Here is a 20,964-nt window from a genome sequence, read left to right on the forward strand (position 1 = left end):
TTTAAATATTTAATTTAAAAGTTTTAAATAGTCTTCAACAAATTTATCAGCCAATTCATATTCTTTAGTGTCAGGAACAAATTTAAATCTAAATCCTTCCTCAATTACTTTGAATTTTAAAGACTTTAATCTATGTGTAAGCATCGGAACACCTTCTCCACTCCATCCAAATGAACCAAAGGCTGATGCTACTTTACCTCTATTAGTAATTGGACATACAAGTGATAGAACGTCCCAAGCAGGCTTAACAGCATCTTGATTAATAGTTGGTGAACCAATCATTATCCCAGACGCCTTTTCAATGAGTTCTACAATATCACCTATATCCATAGATGTTATTTCATGAGCCTCTGCCTTTACTCCACTATCATTAATTTTCTTAGCTATATATTCTCCCATAGTTTCGGTGTTATGATATGCTGAAACATAGAATATTTGTATATTTTTTTCTTTAATTTCGTAAACTTTAGCCCATTGTCTATATAGATCTATATACATCTTAATATCATTCATATGTATAGGGCCATGGCTTGGTGCTACTATATCTAGCTCTAAATTTTTAATTTTATCTAAGCCCATATTTACAAACTTTTTAAAAGGTCCCATTATAACTTCAAAATAATATTTCATTTCATCAAAATACTCACCAGAGCAATTATCAGTTATGCACTCTTTTGGTGAATAATGACAACCCATTACATCACAAGTAAATAATATTTTTTCTTCCTTAACATATGTAAACATAGTATCAGGCCAATGTAGATTTGGAGCTGAAATAAATTGTAATGTATTTTTACCAAGTGATAACTCACCTACTGCTGGTATGCTATTAAAGTCTTTGTTAATAATCTCTTTTAAATACATTATAGCAGCTTTTGAAGCAATAATAACCACTTCTGGATAAACTTCTAAAAGCTTTCCTATAGAACCACTATGATCGAGTTCAGTATGTTGTACAATTAAGTAATCTACTTTTTTCTCTCCAATAACACCTTTTACTTTACCTAAAAACTCATCAAAAAAACCAGTTTTAACACAATCTATTATAGCGATTTTTTCGTCATCGATTAAATATGAATTATAGGTAGTTCCCTTTTTTGTTTCCATTATAATATCAAATACTCTTAGCTTTGCATCATTCACTCCAACCCAATATATATTATCTTTAAGTTTTGTTGTTTTCATTATAAAATCCTCCTTGTAGTCTCCTTAGTAAATACCATTATTATTACCATCTACTATAAACATATACGATATTGTTGTTTTTCCATATAGTACATTTTACCACATTTAAGAAATGTGTTCAACTAATGAATAATAAGGGACGGTTAACTTTTTTAAGCCATTGTTTTTTTATAGTCATCTTGTAAAACTTTTATCTTTTTGCCTTTACTTTTAGTTAACAATCTTATATTTTTATTATCTATATGTTAAATCTTAAAATAAACTTATTTTCCCATATGCTTGTCCAATTTATTCAGTTAAAAATATTTTTTATTATTAAATTATTTTTTTCAATTTTCATGTATAAAAAAGCGCTCTAAATAACTCTAATTACTCTGCTTAAACTAAATCTATTATGCATAGCATTTAATAAATTCCTCGATAATATTTTTATGTTTTTCTTTATTATCAATAAATCCAATACCTATACTACTCAATTTAGATACTCTCGCCTGTGTAATATTACCAAGCACTTTACATATATCTCTTACTCTAAAATTGCAGAGACTTCTCATTAACACAACTATTAGTGCCTTAGCTTCAACAATATCTCTACTATATTTAATAGAAATTTTACTCTTTGATATATTCATCCTTAATGCTACAAATTCTACTACGTCTTCTGGCTTAAAGTTTCTTATAATTATCGTTCTTTCACTTCTATATTCTGTTTTTTCATGTTCAAATTCAAATTCTTCTTTAAATTCTTCTATAAACTCTTCTCTAAATGCATATTCATCATCTGATTTGTTTTCATTACACCCAAAAATAATATCATGATAGTTTTTTCTTGCACTTTTGATGTCACTACCAAAAAGATTTAAAACAAATCCATAATCCACTAAATTAAAGGAGTCTCGTCGTTTCCCTAAAAATATTGAAAGGCTAGAAAACCCATACTTATCCGGACATTTTTTATATTCGCCAATATCAGTAGGATTATTATGTATATATAGAGATACTGTCTTTAAGTACTTATCATTATCAACTATTTTGCTCTTAAATCTCTCTTTAAAAAGATGTCCTTCTCTCTCATATTTTCTATTAAAATACATAGCATATGAAAGATTTATTCCATGCATAACCTTTGAAATATCTGAACCATTAGCATCAATTACCAAGTGGTAATGATTATCCATAATGCAATATCCGTAAATTTTAAATTTGTACAATTCTTTATACTTCTTTACAAGAGATAAGTACTTTTTCTTATCTTCCCCATCCCTAAATAGCTGCACCTCACTAATGCTTTTGCACATAATATGAAATACAGACTCTTCTGTTTTTACTCTTGCCATTCTTGGCATAAAAATCACCTCTCCTCTCAGACTTTTTTATATTCTTGCCTTTAAAATGAGATGATATTCATGTATCTTCATACTTGCATGGAATAGTCTAATAATTGTTAACTGTCCCCAATATTCAGATGTTTGATTCTCTTATCAATTAGAACTGTCCCCAATCATTACCTACCTATCTAACTAATTACCTCATTACCCTCACCCACCTCACAAAATTTGAAATTTCTTTAATAATAAACATACTCCATCATATACTTTAATATCATGAACTTTTAGGAGGTATCTATGAATATTTTAATAACTGGTGCAAAAGGCAATGTTGGAACTTATTTTTCCTCCGAATTGTCAAAATCACATACTGTATATGGGTTAGATAAAGCGGAACTTGACGTAACTGATAAAATATCTACTGAGAAGACTCTAAATATATTAAAACCTGACGTTGTTATTCATACCGCAGCTATAACAAATAAATATATATGCGAGTATAATGAGACTTTAGCTTATGACGTAAACACTGTCGGAACTTTAAACATAGCCACTTGTTGCAACAGGCTTAACATACCTTTAGTTTATCTGTCTAGCACTGATGTATACGGTGATAAAAGTTCATCCCCCTATAATGAAATTGATGAATGTATTCCTATAAATGCATATAGCACGAGTAAACTAGGGGGTGAAGAATTAATACAAACAATTTGTGAAAAGTATTTTATTGTCCGGACTTCAACTATATTTGGAGGTAATGATTGTTTTGTTAGAAAACTCATAAAAGGCAACCACACAGCAGTCTATCTATTTTCAAATCCTACCCTATGTGTAACTTATATTGAAGACTTGACCCTAGTAATTAAAGAACTGTTAGCAACCAACAAATATGGGGTATATAACTATACTAGTGAAGGTTGTTTATCAAAGTCAACACTTATTAATAGTATAATTGAATTTAGCAATCTAAATATCCCTCTAATTGTAAGCTCTGATAAACTTTTATCCAACATCATAAAAGAACCTAAGTACACATGCTCTAATAATTCTCATATTAAAAAATCTTTAGGGATTAAAATTCCTGAATGGAATGATAGGTTGAAATATTACATCGATAAATGCATTCAATAACAAAAAAAGACTAGCCTTATAGCTAGTCTTTTTTTGATGCCAAGTTAATCATTAACTAAATTTCTCATACTTAAATCTAATATTCTACAAGAATGGGTCAATGCTCCTACAGATATATAATCAACTCCACAGCTTGCAACTCCTTCAATATTATCTAGTGTTATATTCCCAGATGCCTCAATCAATGCTTTTTTATCAATTATCACAACTGCTTTTTTCATAGTTTCAGTGTCCATATTATCAAGCATTATAATGTCTACTCCAGCTTCTAACGTCTCGCTAATTTGCTCTAGAGATTCTACTTCAACTTCTATTTTTTTAACAAATGAAACATTATTACGTATAATTTCGACTGCTTCTTTTATTCCTCCAGCTGCGCTTATATGATTTTCCTTTATTAAGACACCATCTGAGAGATTATATCTATGATTACACCCTCCTCCAATTTTTACAGCATATTTTTCAAATATCCTCATGTTAGGTGTGGTTTTTCTTGTATCCAAAATCTTTACGCCACTTCCTTCTAATTGGTCAACATAAGTTTTAGTTAATGTAGCTATGCCACTCATTCTTTGAAGATAATTTAGTGCAGTTCTCTCCCCTGTCAATATGTGTTTTGTATTCCCACTAAGTTTTGCAATGCATTCCCCCTGGATAACTTCATCTCCATCATGCCTAAAAAACTCTATTTTAACCTCTCCAAGCAATTTAAAAACCCGTTCAAATACAAGCAATCCCGCCATTACTCCATCCTCTTTAGCTATTAAATCAAGGCTACAACTGCAATCATCACCAATAATAAATTCCGTTGTAATATCTGTTTGTGGTACATCTTCTTTTATTGCATCTTTAATGAGCTTATCAATAATTAACCAATTCATTCCTTATACCCTCTCCAATTTTCTTAAATTTGTTTATAATTATAGTTTTATTAATTTCACTATAATTTCTAAAAGTTTTTATATCCTGTACGTCTTCATAACTTAAATTAGTAATCCCACTTATAGACTTATTTATAAACTCGGCAGCTCGTCTTGAGAATACCAAGGCCTCTAGAAGCGAGTTACTTGCCAGCCTATTTGCTCCATGTACACCTGTACAACTTACTTCACCACAGGCATATAAATGTTCCATGGATGTTCTAGAAAATAGATCTACAGCGATCCCTCCCATATGATAATGTTCTACTGGTGTTACTGGAATTTTATCTTTGGTGATATCTATGCCACTTTCCAAACATCTTTTATAAATGCCTGGAAATCTGTTTACAATATACTCTTTATCTTTAAATGAAATATCTAAAAACACATACGGTTTGCTGCTCTTTTCCTCTTCATCATAAACTGCTCTTGCTACTATATCTCTTGGTAAAAGTTCATCAACAAATCTCTTCCCCTGTTGATTTAAAAGTTTTGCGCCTTCCCCTCTGAGAGATTCCGTTATCAGGAATTTTTCGCAGTTCTCGTTTTCGTCATATAAAGCAGTCGGATGAAATTGAACATATTCTAAATTAGCGGTTTTAATATTATGCCTTAAAGCAATAGCAATTCCATCCCCAGTTAATCCTCTTCTATTAGTTGAATTTTTAAATAAACCTCCAATTCCACCTGTCGCTAAAATTATCTCCTTAGAATATACATTTATTCTTAACTGTCCCTCTGTTAACTCTCCTGTTAACTCTTTTGTTGTTAACCGTCCCCTCGTTAACTGCCCCCTTGTAATAATTGCTCCAACGCATTTATCATTATCTGTAATGATATCAAGCAAAGTAGTATTTTCAAATATTTTTACATTTTTCTTAGTTTTAACTTCTTTTAATAAAACTTCAAAAAGCTCTCTTCCAGTTTCATCATTATGATGCACAATTCTATTGATACTATGAGCACCCTCCTTTGTATACTGGAATTTTCCATTTTCTAGATCAAAGCTGACTCCATAACCCTTTACTTTATCAATATTATCAATAGATTCATGTACTAGAGTTTTTACTGCTTGCCGTGAATTTTTGAATTTCCCTGCCTTTAATGTGTCTTGGATAAATAGCTCATAATCTTTTTCATCTCTAGCTACTGATATCCCACCCTGAGCCAAAGAGGTATTACATTTATCTACAGTGTCTTTAGTTATTAAAAGTACATTTAAGTTCTTATCTAAATTTAATGCGCAGTACAACCCTGCTGCGCCAGTTCCAACTATTAATACATCTACAAAAGTATCCATAATATCATATCACCTAGCCATTTCATGCATAGTACTTAGACACTTATGAGCAGCAAGTCTTATTTTTTCATCTAATGTTATTTCATTTTGGTTATAAAGGAGACTATTATATACATCCTCTAGGGTATTTCTCTTCATACTACAGCAAGTCATTGGGGACTTCGGCGTTATAAACATTTTATTAGGGTTTTTATTCTTTAAATCATAAAGCACACCCTCTTCTGTTACAATCATATATTTTTCCCCTGGATCATTTTTAACAAAATCAATTATTTCTCCAGTGCTTCCTATAAAATCAGCAAGCTTTCTAATTTCTCTGTTACACTCAGGATGAACTAAAACTTTTACACGTTCATCTTCATTTTTAACATCCAATATTTCTTGTGGATTTACAAATTCATGAACACGGCAAAATCCATTCCAAAATATCATTTTCTTAACATTTGCTTTTTCATTTATATACTCACCTAAATTTTTATCTGGTATAAATATTATTTCATCCACATTTAATTTATTAATTATTTTTAAAGCATTTGAAGAAGTACAACATATATCACTTTCAGCTTTAACCTGCGCTGTTGAATTTATATAACACACAACTGTTGCCCCGGGGTGTTCTTTTTTAAGCTCGCGTACATCTTCTCCATTAATCATATCTGCCATAGCACATCCAGACTCTATATTGGGTAGTAACACTGTTTTTTCTGGTGATAATATTTTTGCACTTTGGGCCATAAATTCTACTCCACAAAAAACTATAGTCTGCTGGCTACATTCTTTTGCCATTTTACTAAGATAATAAGAATCTCCTACAAAATCAGCTATCTCTTGTATATCATCGTTTTGATAATAATGTGCTAAAATTAAAGCATTCTTCTCAACCTTTAATTTCTTAATCTTTTCTTTCAAATCTTGCATTTACTTATACACCTCTCCGCTTTATGTATATACTACTGTATATACACTTTCTTTTTATATTATATTACCATTTATATGGTAACAAATCAATATATTCAAAAAATAAAAAAAAACATGCCCTATGATATTAATAATCAAAGGATATGTTCTTTTTTTAAAAAATTATTCCTCGGTTAATTCGTACATTTCCTCAGCTCTAGACATATACAATACTCCATCTAAATGATCGATTTCATGACAGAACGCTCTTGCAAGTAACCCCTCAGCCTCATATTTTACTGGTTTACCTTTAATATTAATTCCTACAACTGTAACATTTGTAGGTCTGAACACTTCACCTTCATATCCCGAATAACTTAAACAGCCCTCAAAATCCTTTTCATTACCAGATTGTGCTGTTATTTTAGGGTTTATAATTATTATTGGCTCATCTTCTTCAGATCCTAAGTCAATTAATGCAATCCTCTTTAAAATACCTATTTGAGGAGCGGCAAGACCTATACCAGTGCCTTCATAAAGTGTATCCATCATATCATCAACTAAGTTTAATATTTTTTTATCTATTTTCTCAACCTTTGTGCAAATCGTATTAAGACGTTCATCCCCATATTGCAAAATTTTTCTAACTGCCATAACCATTCTCCTTTTCTTTATGTTAACGATATTTCCAAGTGAAAATTCTCATTTATACTTTAATAGATTTTAACCAATTCATCTTATATTCTATTCTAAATATAAGTATACATCAACTAAAATTTAAACAAAAAAATTAAGGCATCAAAAAAATACCTTAATTCCTTAATAATTTACTTGCTAATTCTTTTTGCATCAGCTATCTCTTGAGCCTTCTCCATCATACTTTTAACCTTCATAAGTCTAGTTAAAGCTCCACGCTCATTTTCCTCAAGCTTCATTCTTATATATTTTATAGTGTCATTAAGCTGAGGTATTGTCATGTATTCAAGTGCATTAACAGTTCTTCTAGTTTTTTCAATCTCATCTGCCATTAGCTGACAAGTTTTTTCTACTTCTGCAAGTTCTAAAAGCTCAGGCAATGCTAAATACAACTTTTCTATTGCTCCATCAAGATCCGCAGAAGTACTGGCAAATCCATATGGGTATATACTTCCTGGGTCATCTTCTAATTTTCTTTTAAACTTCATAATCGGAACATTAACACTCATAAGATTTTTTGTCTCAACTTCTACAGAAATTTTTTCTTTAGGATATGAAATTGCTTCCTCTAGAAATTCTGATGACATTAAGGCACTTGCCATAACAAAATCCTTAAAAGAGTTTTGTAATTCTTCTTCAACCCTTTTTCTAAGTTCATTGTTATGTTTTATAAGATCAATGAATCTTCTCATAAGTTCATCTTGCTTATCTTTTAACAATTTATGTCCACGAGTAGCTGTACCTAATCTTTTTTTAAGTTTAGTAAGCTCCATTCTAGTTGGACTAACATTTAGCCTTGCCACGTTTACTCACCCTCTTTTTTTGGTAAGTATTTTTCTACATACTCATCTCTAATTCTCTTAAGTTCATTTCTTGGGAGAATAGATAGAAGCTCCCATCCTAAATTTAAAGTTTCCTCAATAGATCTGTTAACTTCAAATCCTTGGGCAACATACCGTTTTTCAAAAGCATCTGCAAATGTTGCATATTTTTTATCTGCTTCAGATAATGCTGATTCTCCTAATATAACTGCAAGCTCTTTTGCTTGTTTACCTTGAGCATATGCAGCAAATAGTTGATTCATTGTATCAGCATGATCTTCTCTAGTTTTTCCTTTTCCTATACCTTTATCTTTAAGTCTTGATAATGATGGCAAAACATCTATTGGTGGCATAATACCTTTTTTATAAATTTCTCGACTTAAAATGATCTGACCTTCAGTTATATAACCAGTTAAATCAGGGATTGGATGCGTTATATCATCTTCTGGCATTGTAAGTATTGGTATTTGAGTTATTGAACCTTCAAGTCCCTTAATTCTACCAGCTCTCTCATATAACGTTGATAAATCAGTATAAAGATATCCAGGATATCCACGTCTACCTGGAACTTCTTTTCTTGCAGCTGAAACCTCACGCAAGGCCTCACAATAATTTGTAATATCTGTCATGATTACAAGAACTTGATATCCTTTTTCATAAGCAAGAAATTCAGCTGTAGTTAAAGCCATTCTAGGCGTTGCTATTCTCTCTACAGCTGGGTCATCCGCAAGATTCATAAATAATACTGTTCTGTCTATTGCACCAGTTTTTGTGAAATCATCTACAAAAAACTGTGCTTCTTGAAAAGTTATTCCTATTGCTGCAAATACAACAACGAACTTTGTATCTGAATTTAACACCTTTGATTGCCTTGCTATTTGAGCTGCAAGTTGCGCATGTGGAAGACCTGAACCTGAAAATACTGGTAATTTTTGCCCACGAACTAAAGTATTAAGTCCATCAATAGCTGAAATCCCTGTTTGTATAAACTCTGATGGATAATCCCTTGCAACTGGGTTTAATGCCTCTCCATTTATATCTAATCTCTTATCAGGGATAATCTTAGGTCCACCATCTTTAGGCCTACCTAATCCATCAAAAACTCTTCCCAGCATATCTTCTGAAACACCAAGTTCTAGCGGTCTTCCTAAAAATTTAGCTTTACTACCTTTTAAGTTAATTCCTGTAGAACTTTCAAATAACTGAACCATTGCTTTATCTTCATTTATTTCAAGCACTTTTCCGCTACGAATTTCACCAGTCTGTAATTGTATTTCTACAAGTTCATCATACCTAACGCCTTCTACCTTTTCTACAACCATAAGTGGTCCTACAACTTCTGTTATAGTTTTATATTCCTTAATCATTCACAACTCCTCCTTCCGTTATTAATTTTTCCATATCGTCAGATAGGATCGTAAATATATCATCAATTTTCGACATCTCAGTTTCTGCAATATATTTTGCTCTAGCTATTTTATCTCGCGCTGTCATTTCTAATATCTTTTTCAAATAAACTCCTGCGCCTAATGCTTTTTCACCCTCAACATAAAATTCTAAAATTAGCTTTAACATTTTATATTGTTTTGAAAGAGATGTAAAAGTATCCACTTCATGGAATGCATTTTGTTGTAGATAATCTTCCCTAATTGATTTAGCAACTTCAAGTTTCAATCTATCTTTTTCAGAAAGAGCCTCTACACCTACAAGTCTAACTATTTCATCAAGTTTTGCTTCATCTTGCAATATAGCCATAGCTTTAATTCTAATTTCAGTCCAATCGCTTGCAACATTCTCATTCATCCACTTAGCTAATTGGTCTACATAAAGTGAATAAGATCCTAACCAATCTATTGAAGGGAAATGTCTTTTATGAGCAAGATCAGCATCTAGTCCCCAAAACACCTTTACTATTCTAAGGGTTGATTGAGTTACTGGCTCTGATAGATCTCCACCTGGAGGTGAAACTGCGCCTATAACCGTAATTGCTCCGATTCTTTTATCGTCTCCCATACAAACTACTTTTCCAGATCTCTCATAAAAATCAGCTACACGTGAACCTAGATATGCTGGATATCCTTCATCACCTGGCATTTCCTCAAGTCTACCTGACATTTCACGTAATGCCTCTGCCCAACGAGATGTAGAATCTGCCATAAGTGCTACAGCAAAACCCATGTCTCTAAAGTACTCGGCTATTGTTATTCCGGTATATACAGACGCTTCTCTAGCTGCAACTGGCATATTAGAGGTATTAGCAATTAGTACAGTTCTTTTCATTAAAGATTCACCTGTTTTTGGATCTTTAAGTTCTGGGAACTCATTCAAAACATCTGTCATCTCGTTGCCACGTTCCCCGCATCCTATGTAAACAACTATTTCTGCATCTGCCCATTTAGCAAATTGATGTTGAACTACAGTTTTTCCACTACCAAAGGGTCCTGGAACGCAAGCTGTACCACCTTTAGTTACTGGAAAGAAGGTATCTATTACTCTTTGACCTGTAACTAATGGTTCTACTGGGTTTAATTTATCAGCATAAGGCCTACCACGTCTTACTGGCCACTTTTGCATTAATGTAATTTGTTTAATGCCACTGGCTGTTTGCACCTCAGCTACCGTATCTTCTACAGTATACTCTCCTGCAGTTATAGAAGTAATAGTTCCTTCTATTCCTTTAGGCACCATTATAGTTTGAACGACAACCGTAGTCTCTTGTACTGTTCCTATTGCCACGCCATATGAAACTTCATCTCCAACTTTAGCAGTAGGCACAAATCCCCATTTTCTTTCTCTATCTAGTGGTGAAACATTTACACCTTTTGTTAAGTAATTACCAGCTATTGCTCTTATTTTATCAAGAGGTCTTTGAATACCATCAAACATTGATTCAATAAGGCCAGGTCCAAGTTCAACACTTAATGGTTCACCAGTAGAAACTACTGGATCTCCAGGTCCTAAACCTGATGTTTCTTCATATACTTGAATAGAGGCTCTATCCCCTCTCATTTCAATAATTTCGCCTATAAGACCTTTTTCTCCAACCCTAACTACGTCATATATATTAGCTTCATCCATGTCTTTTGCAACAACTAATGGTCCTGAAACTTTTACAATTTTACCTATTTTCAAGTTATATCCCTACCTTCCTATAAAATATTTACGCCCACTGCTTTTTCTACATTATCTTTAATTTTTTGCATTCCTATATTTAGTGAGCCTTGATTACTTGGTATTAGTATAATGGCAGGAATCATCTGTTTACTGTACCTTGCTATAGTTTCATCTAAGTGTTGAGCTATCTGCTCAGTTACAAATATAACGGCATAATTACTTGACGCCATTTTGTCTATAGCTTTTTTAGCTTCATCCACCTCGATAACAGGATATACGTCAATTCCAAGAGCTTTAAAAGCAAGTACTGAATCTTTGTCTCCAACTACTCCTACTTTATGCATAAACTTCACGCACCCTTTCTCTTATAACAGTTGTATCAACATTATTTAATTTCCCAACCATAATTATTCTGATTATTTTTATTTCTGTTTCCTTTGCTACGATATATGCAAATATTGGATCAGCTCCAAAAGCAACATACTTAGCAACTTTTAGATTCTCCATAATAAAGTTTTCTGATAACTTTTCTAAAATAGAAAGTTTACCAGTTTTTATATATTCATCTAGTCCAATTCGTACAACTTCTCCATACTTTGTTGAAGAAAATTTAGCTGCCATATTTTCAATTGGTTCGTTAAACGCTCTAAGTAAAACATCGTTATCTATATCTCCACCACTAAGAATAACCTCATTAAAAAAATCAACATCTTTTTCTTGTTTTTTCAATCTAATAATTGATTTAATATTAGTGAAATCCATACTTCTTTTAACATAATTAATTATAAACTCTATCTTTGTTTCCTTTGCCTTAGTTAACATGTCTAGATACATATATTTATCTAATATAATATCTATTTTTTGTGGATCATTAGTTTCCTTAAAGACCTCTTCAGCCTCAATTATAGCTTCCCTCATAATAGGGTTTAATTCCTTATATTCCATAGACTTCATATAAAACTTTAATTTTTCGCTATTTACTGTACCTACTGGTATTAGCATATGAGATAAATCCTTATCAAGCGCTCTTCCCTTTAGTATCACCTTTATATTATGATAATCGTATTTCAAACTCATAATATCTACTATAATGGATTCCGGGGAAATTTCGTACATAAGTAAATATACTCTTTTTAACTCCTCTTTAAGTAGTATGTTGTAGTCCTCTGCCCTCTTTACATTTCCCATCAAACTCGCATATTCATTTTCCTGCAAGATTTTAAGTACATCATCTGCCGAGTCACTATCAATCATTCTCTCAATCTTTATTTTATTAAGGAGTCTTGTTTCTAATACCCTTAGCCTAGCCACAGCTTGTGTAAAATCCATCTTATCCATATATGGCTATCCTCCTTATATTAATCATGAGAAGATAACAATTATCACTTGTTATCTTCTTTATATTTATTTAAATAGTTCATTAACTATTTCAGGTTCAAGCTCATCTCTTAATGAATTAACTAAACTTTCAAAAGTATTATTAACTTCTATACCATCTTTTATTACTAGAAATCCGCTTTGAATATCTCGATCATCGGAGCTTAGCTTTAATTTACCTAATTTTCCATTAGTTTTTAATAAAAAATTAATTCCAGATAAATACTCATTGCTTATAATACTCTTATATTTCCCAGGAAGTATTATTTCTTCATCTCCTGCTATTGGCATTGATAAAAGGTATCTTTTTACAATGTCAAAATATTCCTGATCACTTATTTGTAATAGATTTTCTAAAGCAACCGTAAACACCTTACCTATCATTTTTTGCATAGCAACTAACTTATCGTTTCTTACAGTTAACTTAGAATTTGATATAATTCTCTTAGTTACCGTAATAGCTTCAATTTTTGCTTTTTCTAGCATTTGGTGTTTAAGCACTTCTACTTCTTTTATTTTGTTTTCAATCAATAAACTCTCATTATCCTTAGCTTCCTTCAATATAGCTTTTGCTTTAATATTAGCATCGTCTATTATTTTAGCAGATAAGTTTTCTAAATTCGACATATATTCACATCCTTTAACTGCTTAATTTTAAACTTAGAATGTCTTTGTTACTAATATTATAGAGTTTTAGTAACTAAAATTATTGAAATAACAAATGCTAAAATCGCATATGTTTCAACCATTACTGCAAATATTATAGCTTTCGCCATATGTTCTGGTTTTTTAGCTAATATTGCAATACCAGCTGCTGAAGTTTTTGCCTGAGCTATTGCTGAATAATATCCTACAACTGCTATCGGTAAACATGCCATAAACAAATATAATCCCGTACCAAGTGTCATAGTCACATCTAATTTAAGTAACACAAATATTGCTATAACGAAACCATAAAGCCCTTGTGTACCTGGTAATAATTGAATAATAAGTGCTTTACCAAATTTATCTGGTTCTTCAGTCGTGAGTCCTGCACCCGCTTCACCAACTAAACCTACACCTTTTGCTGATCCCATTCCAGGTAAAATAACCGCCAAAGCCATACCCACTACAGCGAATACAATTCCACCATTTTTAATTATAAATTCCATAAATGTCATTATTAATTCCTCCTTAAATTTGCTTTCCTTTAATTACAGTAATATACTTATTTGCTGATTTAAACACTTTGAAGGCCTTGCCTCCACCTTCGTAAAATTTACCAAAAAATTCTACATATTGAAGCCTAGCACTATGAACAAAAGCTGATAATCCACTTAATAATAAATTAAACGTTTGTGTAAGCACAAATATGAATATACCTATAATAATATTAAAAGGTGATGGCATCATTTTAATAAGCATATTAAATGATATTGCTATGAATCCACCCGCAAGCCCGATTGCCATAATTCTTGAATACGAAACCAAGTCACCTACATATCCAGATATACCATATAAGCCATATACTCCTCCAGCAAGTTTTGCACCAATCCCTTTATTTGCTCTTCCTTGCGTTAATACTAATGCAACCATACCAGTTATCATAACCCATTTACCAATGGAAATTACAGTTAGACTTAAACCTAGTGATGATCCACCTAATAATAAAAATGCTCCAGTTAATGCAGCATACCATGTTAGTACATCGTAAACAGCATCCATTGGTTTACCATCGCGGATAAGCAGATATCCTTTGACCCCAAGGCCAAAATAAATATGGAATGCACCCATTATAATAGATATTATAAGTAATGTCATTATATCTTCTGCTGGATTTATTATAGACTTAAATTTAATTAAATCTCCAAAGAAACTTCCATAAACAATTCCTGCCCCTATTGTTGGTATACTTAAAAACAAGAAAAACTTAGCGAACCTTCGCTGAGCTTCATCTAAATTGAACTTTTTTAGTGCAAAAGCTGTCACTATCAATATTACTAACCCGTATCCAATATCAGCAAGCATCATTCCAAAGAATACCATGTAAAAAGGTGTCAATAGCGGTGTCGGATCTATCTCTGAGTATTTAGGCAAACTATACATTGATGTTATTAACTCAAAAGGTTCAACAACTGAACTATTCTTTAAAAGTATAGGCACCTCATTATCTTCCTTATCTGCTCCTTCAAACTCTAGATAAAAATTTTCTTTAGTTATAGCCTTTATTACATCTTCTAAATCTTTTGATAAAGCTGTTGGAACCCATCCCTCGATAGCAACTACATTTTCAGTTTTCAAGAAATTTTGACATGCCATGGCTTTTATATTTTTATTAGATAAATATTCATATACTATTTTAAAATCATCTAAATATTTACAGTCACTTTTTATTTCAACATTTATTCTTTCTTCCTCATTAGATATAACTTCTAACCTTTTCTTGAATATGCTTACTTCCTGTGATGCAATTCCTTCATACCTAAAATTTATACTATTAAAGCCGTGAAGCTTTAGTAATTCTTTTGCTTTATCTTCATAATCTTTATGTACTAAAGCAATTATATTTATTTCATCCTTTACTTCACTAATAACTTCTAAGTAGGCATATGGAATTTCACTTTCAAACTTTTCTCTAAAAATATCTTTAAAAGCTTTTGGTAATGATCCCATTAAGAATATTGAAGAGTTTAATGATTTTAAATCGTTAAACGCTGAATCTAATGTTATCCATGGAGTTAAACCCTCAATTTCAGAATTAATTTTAGTTTTTTCATTCTTAATTTTCAGTAATTCATCATCTTTTTCTTTCAGCTTTTTATAGTTTACCTTATAATTTGATTTTTTAGCTAAATCTTCTAACTCCTCGTAATTGAAACTACTTTTACCTTTGGCTAAAGATTTTATAGCACTTTCCTTTTCGGTACGACTTATTAAAAGGTCAATGGAAAATTTTACTTTAGCTAACTCACCTTCTAAATAAGAAACTCTTTCATTTTCGGAATCCTTTTGAAGTGATTGCAAATGTTCTTCCGCACTTTCTTGTAAATTTACAAATTGAACATTTTCAAATCTGTGGAGATCATCTATCAAAGCTTCTTTTTGTGATTCAAAGGCAAACAATGTGAATTTACTCATTTTAACTATTGCCATTATCTTTCACTATCCTCTCAACCACCATGTTAACCGCCTTATCAAATCTTTCTTTTCCTAAATTAAGTATGTTGTTAACCTCTGTTTTACCTGTTTCAATTATTGGTTCAGATTTAATTCTACCATCTTCTTTAGCATCTTCAATAATTTTATTAGTTTCTTCTTTTGCCACATCCAAACCTTTTTTGAATTGATCTCCAGCGTAAATCTCAGATTTTTTTAATATATCCTTACTATCAGAAACTGCTTTATTTATGATATCTGTTGCTTTCCTTTCTGCACCTTCTATAACTTTTATTGCTTCTAATGCCAAAATATCACCACCTTTTTTTTAAATAGAGTAAATTTTAATAATCAATCCATAACTTATAATAACCACAAGTGTGTTAGGTATATATTGTTATACTTTAAATAATATTTAATATACCTTAATTATACTAACAATTAGTACAAATTTCAACATTTTTTTAATATTGAAAATATTTAAACTAATAAGACTATTTTATAATTCAAATATTAAAATATATTTAACAATTTCATCTGATTTAATAATAATCCATAGATTTTAATTACAATTTCTCATCTAAAATATAAGTTATATCTCTTATGTTCTCCTCGTCATTAATATTATATACTAAATAACTATATTCTCTATCTATAATATTATTATCTATAAATCTCAGAATATTAATCATAAATTTTTCAACATGGACATTAGATGTATTATCTATGACATTGTTTTTTAATAATTTTTCTTTAATAGTTCTTTCTAATTCCTTATCTACATCTCTAATTAGAAAACTTGGAAGCCACTTCTTTTTGTTATATTTAAGGTAGTCGTATTTAACAATCTCCCTTAAATCAAAATTATCTTGCTTAAGCTTTTCATCATTAAATTCAATGAATATTTTATAATAATCTACTGAGGAAATACTTCTGCCTAAATATCCTTTTTCATAAAAAAATAACCCAAGCTCATAATAAAAGTCAAATGGGGATTGAAATTTTTCAATGAAATATTTCAATATATTATAAAATTTTTGTGAATTATGATATTTATCTACCATTTTTTCTACCCTTTTTAATTTTACAAGTTCATCATAACTTATATCCTTTGTCTTCAAAATTTCATAAGGTGGATAAGGTGCATAAACCATACCCCACATTGAAACCTCATTCATCATATTGGACCCCTTAAGTAGTTTTAAAAATCCTAGCTGTATTACTTCAATACCAATTTTATAAACATCATCAAATGATTTTCTAAATGAATCATAATTTTCTCCTGGAAGACCTGCTATTAAATCTAAATGTTGATTAATAGTACCTATGTTGTTTACCTGCAATACCTTTTCTTTTATCTCTTCAAATTTAACAAATCTGCTTATATTATCAAGAACTATAGGATTTGTTGTTTGTACTCCAACTTCAAACTGAAATCTTCCCCTAGGCGCTTTCGACAACACTTCTATTTCGTTATCATTTAGCAAATCTGCTGATATTTCAAAGTGAAACATCGTTTCACACTCTAGATTTATTAAAAATTTCCAAATTTCTATGGAATACTGAGGATTACAATTAAATGTTCTATCAACAAACTTTACTAATCTTGTTTTTTTATCTGCAAGAAACTTAAGTTCCATTTTCACCCTTTCGGCATTTAAAAATCTAACTCCATGAGTTGTGGATGAAAGACAATATTTGCAACTAAAAGGACATCCTCTTGAGGCTTCATAATAAACTATTTTATTTGTAAATTCTTCTTCTCCATATGGAAATACGACCTCACTTATATCCATTAATTCTCTCTTACCATAATATTCAATTTCGCCTTTATTCTTATGATAAAGACCTAATATGTTTGGCATATTAGCCTTGACTACAATGGTCATAACATCACTAGGATTATTTTTTGAATTTTCTGTGCATTTAATCTTCCAATTAATAAACTCTTTATACGTAACTTCGCCTTCACCTTCAATGACATAATCCCCTACGTTTTCTTTAAGAAAAGCTTCACAGTCATAACTAACCTCAGGTCCACCATAAAGGATTTCAATTCTACTATCTACAAGCTTTATTAAAGATGCAACAGCCCTAACGTAATCAATGTTCCATATGTAACAAGAAAATGCTACAAGATCTGGCTTGCCAATTAAAATTTCTTCTAATATTCTTTCAATTTGATCATTTATAGAAAACTCCATAATATTACATTCATAGTTTAAATCTTCTGTATACGCTTTTAAATATCTTACTGCCAAGTTAGTGTGAATAAATTTTGCATTAATACCTACTAGTGTTACTTTCATCTTTTGATTTCCCTTTCTTTTTACATATCATGTAATAAACATCGTCTGAATTTTTAAGCGTTGTTATTTCAAAATACGGTTGTAAAATTTTTATTGTATTTTCTTTAGAGCTATTCTTAAATATATTTAAATCCCTTTGATAAATTTGTTTTGTATTTTTATCTGGCAATACAATCTTTATTTTAGAATTAAAGATTTTTGCATAGCCCTTGTCTATATCCCATATATATAAAAGCCCATCAATTTTTAAATACTTATATATATCTTGTATTAATTTCTTTTTGCTTTGTGAGAATGTTATATCACCCAATGTAAAAAATAGTACGCAAAGATCATATACGCCTTCTTCAATGGCTGCCTTCTCCTCTTTTCCCTCAACGTAATCCACTCTACTACTATCGTCAATATATTGTTTATAGATATTATATATAATTCCATGGTTAGAAAAACCTATATCTAATATATTTCCTTTGAAAATTTCTTTTTCTAGATTTATAAAAACCTCCTTTTTCAATTGTTTCACCCCTCTTTGAAGATAACTTCATATATTTTTACCTATTTCTATTTATTCTTCAAAAACAAAATAATTCCTCTAAAATAAAGGAATTATTTCTTAATCTTATTGTAAAAATTCAACATTAACCCTGCAGTGGTCTTTTGGGCTCTTTGAATTATAATCAAAGATACTTTATTATATCTATCTTCTTTTTCTTTTATATTTACGTTAGCATTATAAGTTTTGTTAGCAAATAATGCATTATTTTTTACATAGTCCTCTACATTATCCTCTTTTATTATCTCATTAGTAACGGGGAATGAATAATCACTCATTAATTTACCTATAATCCAAAGTTCAAAATTTCTGTGGTTTTTAAGTAACTTATTATTTACATGTTGAGGAACTGTGGCATCCTGAATTAAATGGCATGATGCCCCAAAATAAAAAAGTGCTTTTTTTGTATCACCTGCTTCTATAAATCTTAATGCTAATTTATAATATTTTTTAAATTCAACTAATGCATTTGAAAATCCATAAAGTCCAGTTCCTTTAATGTGATGGTAAAAATGATTTGTACTTTTAAAATCTTGATCTGCCCAAGTAACTCCTTTGTTTAGTTCTTTTATATATTTTTTATAAAAATTATGAGCTTCATTATATTCCTTGTTTTTCAATATTTCGATGGCTTGAATATTTATAAATTTATGAACAATACAATGAGTTTTCATTATTCTTTTTTTAACTGGGTTTACTGTTATCATTAACCCTTTTAAAGTTTTCCCATAAGTAAATTCAATTTTATTTTTCAAAATGTTCACCTCTTCATTAAGTATACGCCAAATATCCTTGTAAAACAGATTTAAATTTATTTAAAATAACATTTATTTATTATATTCTAGGTTTTCTCCTTAAATCAACAAGTATGGTCATTATTAAAATTATAACTATGGTTAATAAGTAGTAACTAATCCTTCCCTTTCCGCTAATTAAATCATTATTAACATTTTTTTTAATGCTAAGTAAAAATCCACTTTTACTGTCTAACACCAATAAATCATCAAAAAATTTCATACTAGAGATATACGCTCCGCCTTCAAACACTACTTTTTCTTTAAGTGCACCATTCTTGGTTAAACTATATATACTATTATCATTCTTTTCATAGAAATATATACAGTCTATATCCCCAAATACTCCTTTTTTATCAACGGTTAGACTTTCAAGGCTATCTACTGCTTTATGCTGATAAATAGGTGCAGGTGGGTTAGTTGTAGGGTGCTTAGCTAAAATAAACGGTATACCCTTGTTAAATTCATCTTCAAATTTAGGGGAACTTATTGGATCTCCACCAGTATAATCTGGAAAGCCATACCATGTGTTTTTTTTAATTTGATATATATAATCATTGTCTCCACTTACAGATCTTAGTCCTCTCTCCTCCATACCTCCAACTGTAACTAATATTTTACCCTCACTGTTAAAATCTATACCTTTCATATTCCTTATACCCCAAGCAAAGTTTCCTTTTGCCCCAGTCTTTAAATTATATATCATTATGGATGAATTCCCAATCACGTGCCCCGCTATAATTTCACCTTTTATGTTCTCGGTTTGATATGTAGCAAATGCTCCAGTCTTAATGTCCCCAAACACAGTTCCTTTTATAGTTATACTCTTAGGCGAAATATCATGATTCTGAGGATAATTGATCATCCACAAATTATCAGAGCCAACCACTCCCGAATTAGTTGCAGAGCCTATCGTGACAAATAAATAATCTCCATTAATTTTAATTAAGCTGCTATTATAATCTCCATAATTAGGTATACCCTTAATTATTTCTTTATTTTCCTTTGTTACTAAATTATATGAATAGACAAATGTTCCTGATGCATAATACAATACTTCATTATTGCAATCTAAACTAGTTATACTCAACCCTTTTTTTGCAAATATATTGTGTGCTTTACCTACCTTATCTATGTACTGTATTCTATCTTTAAACGCTACATAGTAATTTCCATCATTGTCTTTAGTAAAATCCACTGCAGTACTTAGTCCTTTAAATAAGATTTGCGATTTTAAAACTTCATCTTTCACGTCAACCTTATATTCTTTAAATGAACCTTTCAATGAAAACAGTGCAAAAGCCATTGCAGCTAAAATGACTATAAATCCAATGGTTTTTTTCATACTTGCCCCCTAAATTATAAATACTCTAACATATATATATTTATATAGATTAGAGTATA

General features: G+C 30.6%; 20 protein-coding genes. 1 reads left to right on the forward strand and 19 read right to left on the reverse strand.

Translation table 11 applies throughout. The features are described from left to right. Positions 1-9: 9 nt before the first annotated feature. Positions 10-1,185 carry an FprA family A-type flavoprotein gene (locus ACREVX_RS06895; protein ID WP_431543428.1) on the reverse strand — a complete coding sequence of 392 codons (1,176 nt, stop codon included), beginning with the start codon at positions 1,183-1,185 and terminating at the stop codon, positions 10-12. Positions 1,186-1,577: 392 nt separating this feature from the next. Further along, entirely contained in the window at positions 1,578-2,531 is a 954-nt protein-coding gene (locus ACREVX_RS06900; RefSeq protein ID WP_431543429.1) for a transposase, read from the reverse strand. A 279-nt stretch (positions 2,532-2,810) separates the two neighbouring features. On the opposite strand from ACREVX_RS06900, the gene ACREVX_RS06905 reads away from it, so the two are divergent. Further along, a complete protein-coding gene (locus ACREVX_RS06905; protein ID WP_431543430.1) occupies positions 2,811-3,644 on the forward strand; it encodes an SDR family oxidoreductase in 834 nt (277 codons plus the stop codon). Between the two features lie 44 nt (positions 3,645-3,688). On the opposite strand, the gene nadC is transcribed toward ACREVX_RS06905, so the two are convergent. The 17 genes from nadC to ACREVX_RS06990 form a co-directional block, all read right to left on the reverse strand. Further along, a complete protein-coding gene (gene nadC, locus ACREVX_RS06910; protein ID WP_431543431.1) occupies positions 3,689-4,525 on the reverse strand; it encodes a carboxylating nicotinate-nucleotide diphosphorylase in 837 nt (278 codons plus the stop codon). Continuing rightward, positions 4,506-5,864, reverse strand: coding sequence for an L-aspartate oxidase (locus tag ACREVX_RS06915; protein ID WP_431543432.1), 1,359 nt, complete (start codon positions 5,862-5,864; stop codon positions 4,506-4,508). Before ACREVX_RS06915 ends, nadC begins: the two co-directional genes overlap by 20 nt. A gap of 9 nt (positions 5,865-5,873) precedes the next feature. Further along, complete coding sequence (nadA, locus tag ACREVX_RS06920; RefSeq protein WP_431543433.1) at positions 5,874-6,782, reverse strand: quinolinate synthase NadA; 909 nt, start codon at positions 6,780-6,782, stop codon at positions 5,874-5,876. Positions 6,783-6,944: 162 nt separating this feature from the next. Beyond that, positions 6,945-7,415, reverse strand: coding sequence for a peptide deformylase (def, locus tag ACREVX_RS06925; protein WP_431543434.1), 471 nt, complete (start codon positions 7,413-7,415; stop codon positions 6,945-6,947). Between the two features lie 173 nt (positions 7,416-7,588). After that, entirely contained in the window at positions 7,589-8,260 is a 672-nt protein-coding gene (locus tag ACREVX_RS06930; RefSeq protein WP_431543435.1) for a V-type ATP synthase subunit D, read from the reverse strand. 2 nt (positions 8,261-8,262) lie between these two features. After that, positions 8,263-9,645, reverse strand: a complete 1,383-nt coding sequence (locus ACREVX_RS06935) for a V-type ATP synthase subunit B (RefSeq protein WP_431543436.1) — start codon at positions 9,643-9,645, stop codon at positions 8,263-8,265. Next, positions 9,638-11,410 carry a V-type ATP synthase subunit A gene (locus tag ACREVX_RS06940; protein ID WP_431543437.1) on the reverse strand — a complete coding sequence of 591 codons (1,773 nt, stop codon included), beginning with the start codon at positions 11,408-11,410 and terminating at the stop codon, positions 9,638-9,640. The genes ACREVX_RS06935 and ACREVX_RS06940 overlap by 8 nt, the downstream gene beginning before the upstream one ends. A 17-nt stretch (positions 11,411-11,427) precedes the next feature. Continuing rightward, the gene (locus tag ACREVX_RS06945; RefSeq protein ID WP_431543438.1) at positions 11,428-11,736 is read right to left on the reverse strand and encodes a V-type ATP synthase subunit F; all 309 of its coding nucleotides are present in this window, start codon (positions 11,734-11,736) and stop codon (positions 11,428-11,430) included. Then, a complete protein-coding gene (locus tag ACREVX_RS06950; RefSeq protein ID WP_431543439.1) occupies positions 11,729-12,730 on the reverse strand; it encodes a V-type ATP synthase subunit C in 1,002 nt (333 codons plus the stop codon). Before ACREVX_RS06950 ends, ACREVX_RS06945 begins: the two co-directional genes overlap by 8 nt. A 66-nt stretch (positions 12,731-12,796) precedes the next feature. Then, positions 12,797-13,396 carry a V-type ATP synthase subunit E gene (locus ACREVX_RS06955; protein WP_431543440.1) on the reverse strand — a complete coding sequence of 200 codons (600 nt, stop codon included), beginning with the start codon at positions 13,394-13,396 and terminating at the stop codon, positions 12,797-12,799. Between the two features lie 56 nt (positions 13,397-13,452). Then, on the reverse strand, positions 13,453-13,929 hold the full coding sequence (locus tag ACREVX_RS06960; protein WP_431543441.1) for a V-type ATP synthase subunit K: 477 nt from the start codon (positions 13,927-13,929) through the stop codon (positions 13,453-13,455). Positions 13,930-13,942: 13 nt separating this feature from the next. Beyond that, entirely contained in the window at positions 13,943-15,901 is a 1,959-nt protein-coding gene (locus ACREVX_RS06965) for a V-type ATP synthase subunit I (protein ID WP_431543442.1), read from the reverse strand. Beyond that, the gene (locus tag ACREVX_RS06970; protein WP_431543443.1) at positions 15,888-16,214 is read right to left on the reverse strand and encodes an ATPase; all 327 of its coding nucleotides are present in this window, start codon (positions 16,212-16,214) and stop codon (positions 15,888-15,890) included. The genes ACREVX_RS06965 and ACREVX_RS06970 overlap by 14 nt, the downstream gene beginning before the upstream one ends. 256 nt (positions 16,215-16,470) lie before the next feature. After that, complete coding sequence (locus tag ACREVX_RS06975) at positions 16,471-18,213, reverse strand: B12-binding domain-containing radical SAM protein (RefSeq protein WP_431543444.1); 1,743 nt, start codon at positions 18,211-18,213, stop codon at positions 16,471-16,473. After that, positions 18,188-18,727, reverse strand: a complete 540-nt coding sequence (locus ACREVX_RS06980) for a class I SAM-dependent methyltransferase (RefSeq protein WP_431543445.1) — start codon at positions 18,725-18,727, stop codon at positions 18,188-18,190. The genes ACREVX_RS06975 and ACREVX_RS06980 overlap by 26 nt, the downstream gene beginning before the upstream one ends. A gap of 92 nt (positions 18,728-18,819) precedes the next feature. Then, complete coding sequence (locus ACREVX_RS06985) at positions 18,820-19,521, reverse strand: zinc dependent phospholipase C family protein (RefSeq protein ID WP_431543446.1); 702 nt, start codon at positions 19,519-19,521, stop codon at positions 18,820-18,822. A 79-nt stretch (positions 19,522-19,600) separates the two neighbouring features. Next, entirely contained in the window at positions 19,601-20,905 is a 1,305-nt protein-coding gene (locus ACREVX_RS06990; RefSeq protein ID WP_431543447.1) for a PQQ-dependent sugar dehydrogenase family protein, read from the reverse strand. Positions 20,906-20,964 lie beyond the last annotated feature (59 nt).

This window comes from Clostridium sp. (assembly GCF_050717545.1).
GTDB lineage: Bacteria > Bacillota > Clostridia > Clostridiales > Clostridiaceae > Clostridium_AD.